The sequence below is a fragment of the Arcicella gelida genome, assembly GCF_034931025.1.
GTDB classification, from domain to species: Bacteria; Bacteroidota; Bacteroidia; order Cytophagales; family Spirosomataceae; genus Arcicella; species Arcicella gelida.
On the sequence record NZ_JAYGIL010000012.1, the window covers coordinates 96166 to 112902 of the forward strand.

Below are 16737 nucleotides of genomic sequence, written 5' to 3' on the forward strand. Positions count from 1 at the left end.
CGTCAAAATTAGGGGGTAAACTAATCCTGACTAATTGCCATTTACAAATACTATATTCCTTAAATAGAACGATTTTTTGATTTAATACTCTTTGTAATGAAAAATTGTTGTAGAGAAGTAAAATAACCTTGTAAAGATTAAGTAGGTGTACAAAAGTTTTAAGGTATTTTCTCCTAGGATAAAGTATGATGTAGCGGTAACTCTTGCAGTTACCGATTGACAATTAATTGAGATAAGAAACGGTAACAATAAAGGTTTCAACTACATGTAATCTATGCTATTGCATTTTTGAATCCCAAAAAACAAAAAAGGCTTCACGGTGAAACAATTTCACGGTGAAGCCTTTTTCAATTCAAAATATTATTTTACTCTATTGCTAAATCAGTTGCTGATTCCTTCTTTTTCTTTCCTCCTGCTATTTTTTCAATCAATACAAAAAGTACTGGTACGACGAAAATCGCTAAAGAGGTTGCGGCCAACATTCCACCAAATACTGTCCAACCAATGGTTTTACGAGATTCAGCCGCTGCACCACTGGCAAATGCCAAAGGTAAAACGCCAAGAATAAAGGCTAGGGAAGTCATAATAATTGGTCGTAAACGTAATTGTACGGCTTCTAAAGTAGCAGGAATTAATTCCATTCCTTTGTCAACACGTTCTTTGGCAAACTCTACAATCAAAATAGCGTTTTTCGCTGCCAAACCAATCAGGGTAATCAAACCGATTTGGGCATAAATATTATTCGAAAGATTCGGTAAGAAAGTAAGCGTTAAGATTGAACCAAAAGCCCCAATCGGCACGGCAAACAATACTGAGAATGGAATAGACCAGCTTTCATACAAAGCAGCCAAAAACAAGAATACGAACACGATAGAAATTCCAAAAATTAATGTTGTGCTATCGCCTGCCTTTAATTCTTCACTACTCATTCCTGAAAATTCATACGAATAACCTGTTGGTAAAGTAGTTGCAGCGACTTCTTTCAAAGCCGTAATGGCTTGTCCGCTACTAAAACCAGGTTTTGGCGAACCGTTGATTTCAATAGAACGATAAACGTTATAATGCGAAATCAAGGCAGCATTTTCCACCACTTTTGCTTTTACTAAAGCTTTCAATGGCACCATGTTTCCAACGTTATTTCTTACATAAAACTTTTCGATTTTCTCTAAAGAAGAACGGTAGCTACTATCCGCTTGCACCATTACTCTAAAGTTTCTACCATATAAAGTAAAGTCGTTGATATACGAACTACCCAATAAAGTAGAAAGCGTACCAAAAACATCAGATACTTGTACACCTTGTTTTTTGGCTTGGTCACGATCTACATCAATCTGATAACTTGGCGTGCGTGAACTAAAGAAAGTAAACGCCATACCAATTTCTGGACGCTGATTGACTGCCGCCAAAAATTTACGAGCTACTTTTTCAAATTGTTGAACATTATCGGGACTGGTTGTCTGTAAAAGTTCAAAAGTAAAACCTGCCGTTTGCCCTAATCCAGGAATTGCTGGCGGTGCAATTGCAAGGACTCTGGCTTCTTTAATATCAGCCGTACTCTTTTTAATTTTTTCAATCACTGCTTGTACTTGATGCTCCTTCCCTTCTCTATCCGACCAAGGTTTTAAGTTCACAAAGAAAGTACCAACGTTTGTTTTGTTAGAGAAACTTACGATGTTCAAACCAGCAATACCACCGACTACTCTTACTTCTGGCAATACTTCCAAACGTTTCATAATAGTTTGAAACAAAGCCACGTTTCGGCTGGTAGAAGTAGCTTCTGGCATTTCGTAAGTTACATACAAACGTCCTTCATCTTCAGTAGGAATAAAGCCTGTTGGCTTTGTTTTGAACAAATATCCTAAACCAACAAATAAGCAAACCATCATCACCAAAACCATTGGCGTTGCTTTAATCCACTTCGCCACACCTCTTGTATAAGAATGAGAAAGGCTATCGAATTTAGTATTGAACCAAGCGAAGAATTTTTCTAAAGCATTTTTTTGTGCATTTTTATCTTTTGATGGTTTCAGCATAATTGTACACAATGCTGGCGTTAAAGAAAGTGCTACAAATGCTGAAAGAATTACTGAAACCGCAATAGTAATAGCAAATTGTTGATATAATCTACCAACGATACCCGGCACAAAACTTACCGGTACAAACACCGCAGCAAGAATTAAAGCAATAGCGATTACTGGACCAGAAATGTCTTTCATGGCTTTCTTCGTTGCTTGTTTTGGCGTCATTCCGTATTCATCCATATTATGCTGTACGGCTTCTACCACTACAATGGCATCATCCACCACAATACCAATTGCCAATACAAAGGCAAACAACGTTAAAGTATTAATCGTAAACCCAAATGGAATAAAGAAAATAAACGTTCCGATTAATGAAACTGGAATCGCCAAGATTGGAATCAAAGTAGCTCTCCAGTTTTGAAGGAATAAGAATACAACCAGAATTACCAAAATCAAAGCTTCAACCAAAGTATGAATTACTTCTTCAATAGAAACTTTTACCACTGAAGCAGACTCTAAAGGCACAACGTAGTCAATATCTTTCGGGAAAGTCTTTTTCATTTCTGTCAAAGCCGCTACAACTCCCTCGTATGTTTTCAAGGTATTTCCTCCTGGTGCTAGGTAGATAATTACAAAAGCTGCTGGTTTACCCGAAACAAAGGCATTTACACCATAATCAAATCTTCCTAATTCTACCCTGGCAACATCTTTCAAATACACAATACTTCCTGTAGCTGGTACAGTACGAACGATAATATTTTCAAACTGGTCTTTTGTGTTTAAACGACTGTTTGTCAAAACGCTATATTCAAAAGCTTGCGTTGACGGTTGTGGATTTCCACCAACTGTACCTGCTGCAATCTGTAGGTTTTGTTCTGCTAAAGCCGCTGTAATATCACTTGGAGTCATACGCATGGCTGCCAATTTTTCTGGATTCAACCAGATTCTCATCCCAAAATCATCCGCTCTTGATACAATATCTCCTACTCCTTTTACTCTTTGAAGAGCATCTTTTACGTAGATATTAGCGAAGTTTCCGATGAATTTTGCATCATGCGTGCCATTTGGCGAGTACAAAGCCAATGCCATCATGATACTTGGATTACGCTTACGAACCGTTAATCCTAAACGTTTTACCGCATCTGGTAAAGTTGGTTGTGCCACACTTACACGGTTCTGCACATCCAGTGCAGCAATGTTTACGTCTGTACCAATATCGAAAGTAACGTTAATACTACTTTGTCCGCTACTGGTACTGTTACTCGACATATACGTCATGCCCGGCGTACCGTTGATTTGCGTTTCAATCGGTGTGGTGGTGGTTTGCTCCACCGTCTGGGCATCTGCTCCTGTAAAGTTACCTGAAACAGTAACGGTTGGAGGCGTAATATCTGGATATTGTGAGATAGGCAATGTAGTCAAGGCAATGATTCCTACGATGACAAGCACCAATGAGGTAACAATTGCGGTGATTGGCCTTTTTATAAAAACATCTGCTATCATTTCTATATTTTTTAATTTTTTTGAGTCTTTATATTGATAAGTTTATGAGTGCTGAGTTCATGAGTTTAAAGTTTATAAGACATGTTTATGATTTTGAACTCATAGACTTTGTACTCATAAACCTCAACCTCATGCACTCTCAATAAGCTTATTTTTTCGCTGGTGTAGCCGAAGGAACTTCTGTTGTATAAACAGCACCTTCACGTAAATTTTGAATTCCTTCAACGATAATTTTATCGCCTTCTTTCAAACCATCTTTTACGATGATATTCGTACCCAAAGCTGTACCTAGTTGTACTCTTTTTTGCGTTACTTTACTGCTATCGCCCGGTACGTACACAAAGAATTCTCCTAATTGTTCAGAAATTGCTTTGTAAGGAATCACAACGGCTTTGCTTGAAGTACTCAATACTCTAACAGTTCCTGTCATCCCCGAACGAAGTAAATTTTTAGGATTAGGGAAAGCCAGTCTAGTTTTTATCGTTCCAGTTTGTGGGTCAACGGCTCTATCCATTAAAAGGATTTTTCCTGTGTGTGGATAAATATCTCCCCCAAATGCAAGTGTAAAAGTAGAATCATTGTTGGCTTTCCCTTTTTGGATTAAGTTGCTGAAGTAGTAAATATCTTTTTGGTCAACGTTAAAATCAACTGCTAATTGATTATCCGTAGAAACCGTATTCAAAATCGTTTGTCCTGCCGTTACAGCTGCTCCTTTTTTCACTAAAGAAATACCAATTGTTCCATCAAAAGGTGCATATACTTTGGTATAACGCACATTGGTTTGTACGCCTTTGATATTTGCTTTTGAAGCTTCCACTTGTTTTTTGGCTACTTCCAAAGCCGCATCTGCATTATCAACCAATTGTTTGGCTACGGCATCATTTTTTGCTAATTCTTGAAAACGGTTCGCATCTTTTTGTGCTTTTGCTAAATTGGCTTCTTGTACACTCAAATTTGCAACGGCTTGGTCGTAATTGGCTTCATATAATTGTGTATCAATTGAATACAACAATTGTCCTTTGCGTACTCTTGAACCATCGCTAAAATGTACGCCCGTAATAAAACCGCTTACTTGTGGTCGTAATTCTACCACATCCAAAGCCGTTACGGTAGCAGGATATTCATCATGATACGAAGCATCTGTTACTTGTACTGCTTCAATCGTTACAGGAACGGGAGGCAACGCTGGCATTTGTCCTGCCTTTTTATCACCGCATGAGCTTAATAAAAACAAAGCGGCAATGATTGATAATTGTGTTGATTTATCGAAAAACATATTGATTCTGTTCATTTATTTGTCTGTTATTCGTTGCTGTTTTACCAGAAGATTTTAATTCGTTTACAATGAGTATAGGCATATTTATTCCGCAATCCACACTCAAAACTCAGCATTAATATGTAAGTTGTCCTAATGATTTTTGTACATCTACTTTGCTAGATAATACCAAGTACAATGAATTATAATAATTGATTCTTGCCGTCCGAAGATCCGTTTCAGAAGTAATTACTTCCAAATACGTTTTAATGCCCGAACGATATTGCAATTGAATTAAATCATAGACTTCTTTTGCCAACTCCATGTTTTCTTTTTGTGAAAAAAACACAGCCAAATTACTTTTATAAGTAGCCAAAGCTTGTTGATATTCTGAGTTGACGCTCAATTTCAGATTTTTAACGTCTAAATCTACACGCTTGAGTTGCCATTCAGCAGAATTGATATTTGCCTTTCGTTTTCCTCCTTGAAAAATCGGTAAAGAAAGCGTTATGTTGGCGAAAGAGTTCGGATAATTATTTGAATATAAATCTGTAAACGAGTTATTCAAAAAGTTAAGATTGTACGCTCCGTTGAAAGAAACCGAAGGTAAATAACTCCATTTATTATACTTCAATTCCGCTTCACGAAGGTTTTTTAACGTAGCCAATTGCTTGTATTCGATGCGTGAAGTAAAATCTGATTGTTGTAAAGTATCAATCACGATGTCTCTGTCTAACTGTAAAGTATCATATACAATCACCAATTCTTCATTTTCAGGATATGCCATCAACGATTTCAAGTTTTGTAATCTTGCTTTCAATAATTCTTCGTTACTTTTCTTCAAAGCCAAAGTATTGTTCAAAGTAATGCTTACTCTTTTGTAGTCGATTTTATCAGTCGTTCCTGCATTGTATTGATTTTTAGCATCTTTCAAACTTCTCTGTAAACGAATAATGTCGCCTTCGGTTACTTTTATTTGTTGTTTCGTTGCCAATACTGCATAAAATGCTTTGGAAACATTCGCCGCTAAATTGATTTTAGCATTCGCTGTTGTTTGGCTCGCTTGCAAACGCACATCATTTTGACTTTTATTGGCTAAAAGTGCATCACGATTAAAAAGGTTTTGTGAAAGCGAAAACTGTGCTGCCGAAGTATTATCAACGCCCAATTTTACAGGGTTTCCGCCGATAATACTTGTCTGAACCAAAAAGTTATGCTGTAGATTGTAATTGAAATTGATTTGCGGATACCAATCGGCTAACTTACTCTTGATGGTATTTTCAACGATTCGCTGGTCGATAAATGACTGCTGAATTTGTGGATGATTTTTAATCGCATATTGTACTACATTCTCAAGCGTGGCATCATCTAATTTGGGCGTTGCCACAAGCTTTTCCGACGAATTTTCTTGAACAACCGTTTGGGAGTATAGATTCGAGGGAATTTTTAAAACCAATAACGTTGTCAGCAACATCATTGATAGTATTTTTCTAGTCTGACGCATGAATTTGATAGGTAAAATAAATTGTTTTGAATAAATATAAACGGGTTTACTGATTTTTTTGGATAATAACATGACTTTATAACCTATAAAAAATGATATTCGTTCATGAATTGAAAAAAATAGTCAATTTTGTTGTCTATTTTTTATAAAATAGGATTTTTGCACTTTATTGATAGCATCTTTTCTTTCTAAAAAATACGTTCTACATCAATGCTTACTCTTCAAAAGAGTTTATTACTACATGTTGAATTATGAGATACTAAGCATTAGAAATGGCTTCCAATACATTATAAACCTCCCTCAAATTTCAGCAAATTTGAGATTGACGAAACCTTGAAAACAAAGTTCTTACCTTTTTTAGAAGATGTTGTTATACAAATTCCTGTTATTTCTACCATTATTGCTGATGGCAATCGGTATTTGATAAAATTCAGTCTCCGCTTAATTGCTGATTCACAAAGAGCTAAACAAGTACAATCTATATTCCTCTCATTTTTCTTCAAAGTAAAATTTTTATAAAAACTGTAAAGGCATTGTAAAGTTTTTCCGCAAATTATAGATTAATTCTAATGAGTAATTGGACATAACTTATAAGATTACCCTTAGCTGTTTGTTTAGGATATTTGAGGTAATAACTTTGTTTGGTGAACTAAATATTGGATAAATCCTATTATGAATCTCCAATTTTCAAACTGGCAAAATCCATTTTTTCTTCTTTTAGAATTGTCCAAAAATTAATTGATTTATGACTAGTAAAAATAATAATTCAGACGAAGTTCTTGATGTAGTATTGATTGGAGCAGGAATTATGAGTGCCACTTTAGGGGCATTACTCAAAGAACTGCAACCAGATTTAAGTATAGAAGTGTTTGAACGCTTAGACATTGCTGCAGCCGAAAGTTCGGATGCTTGGAATAATGCGGGAACTGGGCACTCGGCTTTTTGTGAATTAAACTATACGCCTCAATTAGCTGATGGTTCTGTTGAAATTTCTAAGGCAATTGCAATTGCAGAGTCTTTTGAAGTATCAAAACAGTTTTGGTCTTATCTTGTACAGAAAAGAAATGATGTGTCGCCAGAGGCTTTTATCAAAAGTACTCCGCACATGAGTTTTGTTTGGGGCGAAAAAAATGTAGATTATTTACATAAGCGTTTTACTCGCTTACAGGAATCTCATTTATTCAACGGAATGATTTATTCTGAAGACCCACAAGAGCTTTCGGAATGGATGCCTTTGGTAATGGAAGGTAGAAATCCAGAGGAAAAAGTGGCTGCAACCAGAATGGATTTGGGTACAGATGTAAACTTTGGTGCTTTAACCAGAATTATGTTTGAAGACTTACAACATAATCAAAATGTTTCGATTCATTTCAATCATGAAGTAAGAAAGCTGAAGAAAAAAGACGGTTTTTGGAAAATCAAAGTAAAAGATTTGACAACTGGCGATAAAAGAGTTGTTAGAGCGAAGTTCGTCTTTATCGGTGCTGGTGGTGGTTCTTTACCATTATTAGAAAAAGCTGCAATTCCAGAAGGAAAAGGTTTTGGCGGTTTCCCTGTAAGTGGACAATGGTTGAAATGTGTAAATCCAGAAATTATCGAGCGTCACAACGCTAAAGTATATGGAAAAGCTGCCGTTGGTTCTCCGCCAATGTCGGTTCCTCACTTGGATACTCGTATGATTGATGGTAAAAAAGCATTACTTTTTGGTCCTTACGCTGGTTTCTCGACTCGTTTCTTGAAAAATGGTTCTTTGTTAGATTTACCTTTGTCTATCAAACCAAATAATATTTACCCGATGATTTCGGCTGGTTTAGATAATATTCCTTTGACAAAATATTTAATTGACCAAGTTCGTCAATCGCCAGAAGACCGTTTGGTAGCACTTAGAGACTATTTGCCAAATGCCAAAATGGAAGATTGGGAATTAGAAACGGCTGGTCAGCGTGTACAAGTAATTAAGAAAGATCCAAAACATGGTGGAATTCTTGAATTCGGAACAGAAGTAGTAAGTGCTGCCGATGGTTCGATTGCAGCTTTATTAGGTGCTTCTCCGGGTGCATCAACTGCCGTTTCAATTATGCTTACTTTGTTAGAACGTTGTTATCCAGAACAATTAAAATCAGGAGAATGGCAAGAAAAACTAAAGCAAATGATTCCTTCATTCGGTGAATCTTTGAGCAAAAATGCTGAATTAAGCGAAAATATAAGAATGCAAACAGCAGAAGCTCTACAATTACAAGTAGCTGTTTAATACTTTTATTTTTAGAGATAGAAAGTCAATTAAGGGAAACCTTGATTGACTTTTTTGTTTTACACCAATTAAAAGAGGATAGAAAAGAGTAATGAATACGTTTAAATTTAGACAATTAATCTTCATAAACGGCATTCAAATGTTTCAGCACAAACTTTCATTTTTACTCTTTTTGCTATTAAACATTTTCACTTTTTCAGGAATTACTGCTCAAAAAACACATTCCAATTTTAACGTGATAGGTTTTTACACTGCCAAGAACGACCAAGCCCATATTAGTTATGTACACGAAGCCAATAAATGGTTTGCTGAAATGGCGAAAAAACATCATTTCAGTTATGATTCTACTAATAATTGGCAAAACCTGAATCCTGATTTTCTTTCAAAATATCAAGTTGTACTCTTTTTGGACACTCGTCCCGAAACACCTGAACAAAGAATCGCTTTCCAGCAATACATGGAAAATGGAGGAGCTTGGATGGGTTTTCATTTTGCAGGTTTTGCCCTCAATAATTCTACTTATCCGCAAAATTGGGATTGGTATCACGAAAATTTCTTGGGTTCAGGCGAATACAAAAGCAACACTTGGCGACCAACTTCGGCAATACTAAAAGTAGAAAACCCAAAGCATCCAATTGCAAAACATTTGCCAAAAACCTTCGCTTCCGCACCAAATGAGTGGTATCGTTGGACGAATGATTTGCGAAAAAATCCTTCTATCGAAGTATTAATTGCTATTCATCCTGATAGTTTTCCATTGGGAACAGGTCCAAAAGCGCATGAAATTTGGCACAGTGGCGACTATCCTGTGGTTTGGACGAATAAAAAGTACAAAATGATTTACGTCAATATGGGTCATAACGATATTGATTATGAACACAAAACAAACGCAGATTTATCAAATACTTTTCAGAATAAAATACAAAGCCAATTGATACTTGATGGACTTTTATGGTTGGGAAAACCCTAATTCTTCAAATGGTCATTTTGACCATTTGAAGAAAATATCTTTTTTTGTTCCAATTTGGAAATATATAGAACAATTCCTTTATTTGAACCTATAAAACCTACTAAAACCCTCACCTTGAACTTTTCAGAACAACAAGTAGAAATCCTTGCTCCAGATGCCGCTTCTTTAAAAGCAGGCAGAGCATTATCTAATGCCAATCAGTGGTTGGCAAAACAATTTAGTGACCGTGTACTTTGGGGCGAAATCAAAGGAAGTGGTTCAAAACCCTACCGTACTCAAATTGATTTACAAAATATCGCTTATAAGTGTTCTTGTCCTTCATTCAAGTTCCCTTGTAAACATGGTATTGGCTTGATGTTGGCTTTTGCGAAACAACCAACGCTGTTTTCAAAATCAGACCTCGAACCAGATTGGGTAAAGGAATGGATTGATAAAAGAATCTCCAAAGCCGAAAAAATAGAAGTAAAGATTGAGTCTGAGTCTTCATCAAACACCGATGAAAAAGCCCAAAAGAGTAAAGAAAAACGCCAAACAGAACGCCTTTTACAAGTAGAAGGCGGTGTAGCTGAGTTGGAGTTATGGCTTAAAGATTTGTTAAGAGCAGGTTTTTTAGCTTTACCAAATAAAGATTCTCGTTTCTTTGAACAAATTGCAGCTCGTATGGTCGATGCAAAAGCAACAGGTTTGGCAGGACGAGTTCGGGCTTTTAAAGCCTTAAATTATCAGCAAAATAATGATTGGCAACAAGAATCGCTTCGGATTGCTGCCGAATTGTTTTTGTTGATTGAAGCCTTTAAAAATGCCTCAAAGCTATCTCTTGAATGGCAACAAAGTCTTAAAAATTTAGTAGGCTGGAATCAATCATCAAAGGATTTATTGCAAAATCATGAGGCAGAAAAAGTAAAAGATATTTGGATTGTGTTGGGACAAGAACAACAAGAAACTGAAGGCATTATTGTACAGCGAAATTGGCTTGGGGCTACAAAAACCAATCGTTCTGCCTTAATTCTCAATTTTGGAACACCCTTTTCTCCACTCGAAAATGCCGTTTTGCCAGGAGCTTTGATAGAAGCAGAATTGGCTTTTTTCCCCTCTGTATTGCCACATCGGGCTATTATTAATCTACAAAAAGGGTTTGTGGAAACATTAGAAATCCTCCCCGAAATGCTCAATGATTGGACAGCGGCTTTTCAATTCCGTTCAGAACAGCTAAGTAAGTATCCATTTGTGAATGATATTCCGATGATAATCAAAGATTTACGTTTTGTTTTAGGCAAAAAACAACCTATTCTCTGCGACAGCACCATGCACTATCATGAAATTAGTCTTTCTTGGGCAGAAGATAAAATGCTAACTCTTTATGCTTATGCTGGAAATACACCTGTGAATTTAGCAGGCGTTTTTAGACATGACGGCTTTTTGCCTTTGGGGGTTTTTAATGGAGACACATACTTAATGTTATAAATATGTTACAACAACTTATTAATACGGCACTACTTGGCACAGATAAAATGGTATTTGATGAAAAACTATTGCCAGAAAGTATCCGTAATATCATTGAAAAAATGCCAGAGACAGACAAAGAAGCACGGTTTTTTAAAACAGCAGCACTCTTGGCATTTTATGAAGTATCAGGACAAAAACCAAAGCGTTTTGTAGGGGAACTTCCGATAGAAATCCACGATGAGTTTGCTGAGGTAGCACCACAAAAGTTTGCTACTATTTTAAATGACATTCTGGAAATACAATACTACTTTAGAAATGATTTATTAGCCCTTTGGCTTGATAAATTGATAGAGCGAAAACAGATTTGTACAGCTAAAAACACAGTATCGCTGTTGAGTTTGGCAGAGAGTTTACCTAAAAAGTTTCATCCTAAAATCATTAAAGTACTTAGTAAAAATGGTTTAGATTTATTGGCTTTCAAAACAAGTATTACACAAAAAGAGCAACTTTCCGCAGAACAAATTTGGCAAGAAGGAAAACTTGCAGAACGACGTGAATTGTTTATTGAGCTTAGAAAAGAGCATCCTCAGAAAGCTTTAACCTTATTAGAAAATACTTGGAAAGAAGAATCACTCAATGATAAAAAAGCTTTTATTGAGGTCATAAAAACAACTTTTGAATCGTCGGATATCGTTTTTATCGAAAGTCTTATCCCTGAATTTACTTTTAAAGCAAAAGAACGTAAGACACAAAAAGAAATCAGACAAATGCTAAAAGGCTTGCTGATGGGCATTGTGAATACAGATACTTATGCACGCACGACAAAAGCCTTAGAAGGATATTTCAGCCATGAAAAAGCCAAAGGGATGATGGGGTGGATTGGCAAAGAAAATAAAGTATTATTATTGCCAGAACAAGATGATAGCTTTTTGAATATCAGCACGATGGACTCTGAATATGGCTTTGAAAAATCTCCAGACATTGCCATTTTTACAACAAATCAGTATTATTGGTTTGCTTGTTTTCTGGAATATTTACCTTTTGATTTTTGGACTCAGCATTTAGAAAAAGACATTGAAGCAACGGTAAAGTACTTTATTTCAGAAGCATTTACGGTAAAATTATCAGGGAAAAAATTAGCCGTTTTTTTAAATGCACTTATCAATAATGCACTTCACCACAAAAATATAGTTTTAGCAAAAGCCCTTTTGAAAATTACTTCTTTGAACGACCAGCTTCCGCTTTTGGCTTTATTGACTGAAAATGAGCGGGAAGAGTATATTCTTTCAAGCAAACAATTAACTTCTCTTCAAGCTTTAGAAGCTTGTTTTGGTAATTTTAATGGTACTTGGTCTGCTGATTTTTCAAATACAATCGTTAGAGAATGCTATGCTACCATCATCGAGCGGAATACTTATATTCCTGAGCAACTTGCTGTTTTTATGGTAAAACACTTGCATCCATCAGCCAGTATTTTTCTACTCAAGGAAAATGTTTATCCTTCCTCTACAAACCCTTATTACATCAAACATTGGGAAAAACATTTTGTAGAAGCTATCGTAACAGCCTTAAAAATAAAACAAAGAATAGATTTATAGGACATATTTTAAACCAGTTAGGACGTTCCGAGCAAGGTCTTTATCTTAAAACAATCATCGCATGAATCTTTTACGCCAACACGCAGAAGTACAATTTTCGGAAGAATTAGCCGAACTAAAAAAACAAGATACTGGACATTTCCCTGCCAACTGGTTATTAACGCCACAGGCAGTAGTGACGTATTTAATGGGTGGGAAGCTCAAAAATGGCTTTGAGGTTTCTCCAAAATATATTGGCGACCGTCGTTTAATGGAAATTGCCGTGGCAACACTTACCACAGACAGAGCTTTATTACTTTACGGTTTGCCCGGCACAGCTAAGTCTTGGGTTTCAGAACATATAGCCGCCGCCATCTCAGGCGATTCTACTTTATTAATTCAAGGAACGGCAGGCACAGGCGAAGAATCCATTCGTTACGGCTGGAATTATGCTCGCCTTTTGGCAGAAGGACCAACCGAAAGAGCATTGGTCACAACACCCATGATGACCGCTATGAAAGATGGAAAAATTGCTAGAATCGAGGAATTAACCCGTATTTCCGCTGATGTACAGGACACTTTGATTACGGTACTTTCAGAGAAAACAATGCCGATTCCTGAGCTGAGTATAGAAGTACAAGCGATTAAAGGTTTCAACGTCATAGCTACTGCCAATAACCGAGACAAAGGCGTAAATGAACTTTCGGGAGCATTAAAGCGACGTTTCAATACCGTTATTTTGCCCCTTCCAGAAAGTGCCAAAGAAGAAGTTGATATTGTGCGTAGGCGAGTAGCCAGCCTTGCTAAAAGTTTAGATTTACCAGTACAAGCTCCTGCTTTACAGGAAATTCAGCGTATTGTGAAGATTTTCAGAGAATTAAGAAATGGAGTAACCGAAGACGGAAAAACCAAACTAAAATCGCCGACAGGTTCGCTCAGTACTGCCGAAGCCATTTCGGTAGTGAATAATGGCTTGGCTTTAGCCGCTCATTTTGGCGATGGAAATATGAATGCCCAAGACTTAGCCGCAGGCATCATGGGTGCAATTGTAAAAGACCCAGTTCAAGATAAAATCGTTTGGAAAGAATATTTAGAAACAGTCATAAAAAGCAGAGAAGAATGGAAAGATATTTATCGGGCTTGTAGGGAGTTGTCGTAACCATATATCACTTATTTGCCATATTAATTTTAACCTTATGAACACGAAAGAACACGCTATTCAACAAGCTTATGATAGAACTCTTTGGCAAATTGAACACAGCAACCCAAATGAAGCTAAGGAGCTATCAAAATTATTGGATAATTTAAAATCTATTTTGTTGGGTGAAGTACCTGTACCAGCCAATTTTAGAGATATGATTATTGGCTTTGATAATCATAACCTAGTTGACTTTTTAAATAGTGCTGTTTCTCAAAATTATCAATTTTGGGATTATAAAGACCCTATCATTGAAAGCCTAATAAGACCTGCTAACCAAAACTCACGAGTATTTTGGCTAGTAAAAGCATTCATTTTTTATAAACTAGTATATTCTGAAACCGATAATTCTGATGATTTTTTAGTTTTTTTGCAAAAACAAGGATTCTCAAAAAAACAAATTGTGGATTATGTACTTCAGTATCAATATCATAATACATATTTTAGGGATATATATAATAATGATGGAAAGTCGGAAAGAAAATTAACCTCTTTTGCTAAATTCTTACTCAAACTTCTAAAGGAAAACAATAATATTCTTGGGATTTCTTTTGGGGAAAATTATATAGATTTAGTGGATAAAGCAGTATTTGATGACTACAATTCAAGTTCATTGAGGGATACTACACTTGAATTTTTATACGAATATTACCCTCAAGGGCTGGAAGGTAAATATGAGAAGTATATATCTCATTCCCAAACTTATGATAATAAGACAATACTTCAATTTAATTTACAAAATGCCCTTTTTATCCTTAATAAAGATGCTCAAAAACATGAAGAGATAGTTTTAAATACCATGTTCAAAGCCAAGTCTCGATTTCATGAGCGGTTTTCAATTTATGCTAAACTGAACGAAAGTTTTCCAGACAAATATCAAGCGAATGCACTTAGACTCATTGAGGAATACATGAATACAAGAGCTAAATCTACTTTTTATGGTGATAAAACATGGAATATGATGTACGATAGTCATACCACTTATGAACAAACATATTACAGTTTGAGTGTCGCTATGACAAAATTTTTATTGAAATATGATACTGAAAATGCCCACGATAAAATACATAAATACGTTCTAACTTCAGATTTTTTATATCCAGAGTTTATACAATTTTTAAGTATAGAATTTAAAGAAAATAGCTTAGAATATTTAGGAAATGCATTACAAAAATCAGCCAAGTACGTAAGAAAAGAATACTTTTCAAGAATTTTGGTTGAATTAGAAAAGTATAATTTCCAATCTATCGAAGATAAGGTTTGGGATTTTGCTGAAAATCATATTATTAAAGCCAATCGAATATTAGCCGCTCAAACGCTTAGTAAATTAGGTGATGTTGTTTTTGAAAGAGCTAAAGGATTATTAAATGCAAAAACTGCCGACAGCCGTATCACAGGAGCATTAGTATTATCGTACTTGAATACGAATACCGCTTTAAATGCACTCAAAGATGTTATTGACACAGAGAAAAATGATGATACTCGTGATATAATTTTAGATACACTTTCAGAACAACTTTACGGGGAAAAACTAACACTTCCGCAACTTCAAGAACTAATACAAAAAGCAGAAAAGCGAGGTAAACTTGGCAAGTTTACCGAAAAATGGGTTGATGAAAGTACATTACCCAAACTCTTTTGGGAGGAAAATGGCACAGAACTAAATCAATCACAAATTAGATTTCTCTTTTATCGGATGGCTCGAAGCAAAGGGCTAAATTCTGATATTGAAGCTCGCCAAGTAATCAATGCGTTGGATAAAAGTAAATGTGGTGAATTTGCTAAGAAATTGGTTCAGGCTTTCTCTGAAAGTGGCTCTAATACAAAATTAAAGTATTATCTCACTACTGGAGGTCAAATGGGGGGAAATGAAATTTTACCCATATTGAATACCATTTTTAGGAAAAGTATGGAAGAAAAACGCTATAAAATGGCTGAATATTCCGTGGAAGCAATGGCAATGGTTGGTACGAATAAAGCACTACGAAGCGTTGAGGTGATTTCGAGGAAGTTTGCAAGTAAACGTCCTTCCGTAAGTGATAGTGCAACACAAGCACTGGAGGCTGCCGCACAGGAATTAAATATAACTGCCGATGAGTTAGCAGATAGAATAGTTCCAGACTTTGGCTTTGATGGCTTATTTAAATTATTTGAGGTTGGAGGAGATGAATACCGTGCTTTTATCAATGCAGATTTTAACCTTTGCTTTTTCGATGAGGATAATAAAATGCGGAAGTCTATTCCAAAAGATACACCTTCTGATTTAAAAAAAGAGTTTAAAGAAATTGAAAAGGAAATTAGAGACATAGTAAAATCACAGAGTGGTCGCTTAGAAAAATACTTGACAGAAGCAAGATTTTGGGATGTTGAGCAATGGCAAACGTTTTTCTTACAGAATCCAATTATGTTTGTCTATGCAATGAAACTTCTTTGGGGTGTATTTGATGAAAATGACACCTTAAAAAATGTCTTTTATTGCTCAGATGATACTTCCCTTTATGATGAAAATGATGAAGAAATAACATTAAATCAGACCGATACCATTAGAATTTTACACCCAATTTATCTAACTACAGACCAATTAATTGCTTGGAAAGATAAAATTTACAAAATGGGTTTCAATGGTATATTCCCACAGCTCGAAAGGAAAGTTTTTCGTATCCTCGACGAAGAGAAAGATAAAAGCTATACTCGGATGCTTGCTAATATGGATATTCCAAAGGGAGCAGATTTTGTTGCCTCTACGATCGAAAAATATGGCTGGATTAAATCAAATGGTGATGGCGGACGAACGGAACTTACAAAGAAATTCAAACAACATGATGTTAAGGCATCTGTAAATATTGAAGGTTTATATGCTTGGTATCAAGGCGGAACAGCAACCGCTACTGTAAGGGATATTTATTTTATGGGAAAAGATTGGCAAGACAAAATTACACTCAAAGATATTCCTCCTATATTTTATTCAGAAGTAATTGCTGATATTGATAAACTCATTCAAGCTACTTAAAC

The 16737-nt window shown here is 35.8% G+C and carries 9 protein-coding genes; 6 read left to right on the top strand and 3 right to left on the bottom strand.

All coding sequences use genetic code 11. From position 1 onward, the window contains the following. Positions 1 to 365: 365 nt before the first annotated feature. The 3 genes from VB776_RS11680 to VB776_RS11690 form a co-directional block, all read right to left on the bottom strand. Positions 366 to 3524, bottom strand: a complete 3159-nt coding sequence (locus VB776_RS11680) for an efflux RND transporter permease subunit (protein ID WP_323329188.1) — start codon at positions 3522 to 3524, stop codon at positions 366 to 368. Between the two features lie 148 nt (positions 3525 to 3672). Beyond that, positions 3673 to 4815, bottom strand: coding sequence for an efflux RND transporter periplasmic adaptor subunit (locus VB776_RS11685; protein ID WP_323329189.1), 1143 nt, complete (start codon positions 4813 to 4815; stop codon positions 3673 to 3675). Between the two features lie 100 nt (positions 4816 to 4915). Next, the gene (locus tag VB776_RS11690) at positions 4916 to 6355 is read right to left on the bottom strand and encodes a TolC family protein (RefSeq protein WP_323329190.1); all 1440 of its coding nucleotides are present in this window, start codon (positions 6353 to 6355) and stop codon (positions 4916 to 4918) included. Positions 6356 to 7028: 673 nt separating this feature from the next. Between VB776_RS11690 and VB776_RS11695 the strand changes: the two genes are divergently transcribed. From VB776_RS11695 to VB776_RS11720, 6 genes are all read left to right on the top strand, one after another. Next, on the top strand, positions 7029 to 8534 hold the full coding sequence (locus VB776_RS11695; protein ID WP_323329191.1) for a malate:quinone oxidoreductase: 1506 nt from the start codon (positions 7029 to 7031) through the stop codon (positions 8532 to 8534). Between the two features lie 139 nt (positions 8535 to 8673). Then, the gene (locus VB776_RS11700; RefSeq protein WP_323329193.1) at positions 8674 to 9504 is read left to right on the top strand and encodes a ThuA domain-containing protein; all 831 of its coding nucleotides are present in this window, start codon (positions 8674 to 8676) and stop codon (positions 9502 to 9504) included. Between the two features lie 114 nt (positions 9505 to 9618). Further along, positions 9619 to 10968 (top strand): SWIM zinc finger family protein, encoded by a 1350-nt coding sequence (locus VB776_RS11705; protein WP_323329195.1) that lies wholly within the window; start codon positions 9619 to 9621, stop codon positions 10966 to 10968. A gap of 2 nt (positions 10969 to 10970) precedes the next feature. Then, complete coding sequence (locus VB776_RS11710; RefSeq protein ID WP_323329197.1) at positions 10971 to 12548, top strand: DUF5691 domain-containing protein; 1578 nt, start codon at positions 10971 to 10973, stop codon at positions 12546 to 12548. A 61-nt stretch (positions 12549 to 12609) separates the two neighbouring features. Beyond that, positions 12610 to 13686, top strand: a complete 1077-nt coding sequence (locus tag VB776_RS11715; RefSeq protein WP_323329199.1) for an ATP-binding protein — start codon at positions 12610 to 12612, stop codon at positions 13684 to 13686. 37 nt (positions 13687 to 13723) lie between these two features. After that, the gene (locus VB776_RS11720) at positions 13724 to 16735 is read left to right on the top strand and encodes a DUF4132 domain-containing protein (RefSeq protein ID WP_323329201.1); all 3012 of its coding nucleotides are present in this window, start codon (positions 13724 to 13726) and stop codon (positions 16733 to 16735) included. Positions 16736 to 16737: the final 2 nt, after the last annotated feature.

Bases quoted from the DNA above. Each gene is read 5' to 3' on its own strand.
- VB776_RS11680 (WP_323329188.1), bottom strand. From the start codon at position 3,524: ATGATAGCAGATGTTTTTATAAAAAGGCCAATCACCGCAATTGTTACC.
- VB776_RS11685 (WP_323329189.1), bottom strand. From the start codon at position 4,815: ATGAACAGAATCAATATGTTTTTCGATAAATCAACACAATTATCAATC.
- VB776_RS11690 (WP_323329190.1), bottom strand. From the start codon at position 6,355: ATGTTATTATCCAAAAAAATCAGTAAACCCGTTTATATTTATTCAAAA.
- VB776_RS11695 (WP_323329191.1), top strand. From the start codon at position 7,029: ATGACTAGTAAAAATAATAATTCAGACGAAGTTCTTGATGTAGTATTG.
- VB776_RS11700 (WP_323329193.1), top strand. From the start codon at position 8,674: ATGTTTCAGCACAAACTTTCATTTTTACTCTTTTTGCTATTAAACATT.
- VB776_RS11710 (WP_323329197.1), top strand. From the start codon at position 10,971: ATGTTACAACAACTTATTAATACGGCACTACTTGGCACAGATAAAATG.
- VB776_RS11715 (WP_323329199.1), top strand. From the start codon at position 12,610: ATGAATCTTTTACGCCAACACGCAGAAGTACAATTTTCGGAAGAATTA.
- VB776_RS11720 (WP_323329201.1), top strand. From the start codon at position 13,724: ATGAACACGAAAGAACACGCTATTCAACAAGCTTATGATAGAACTCTT.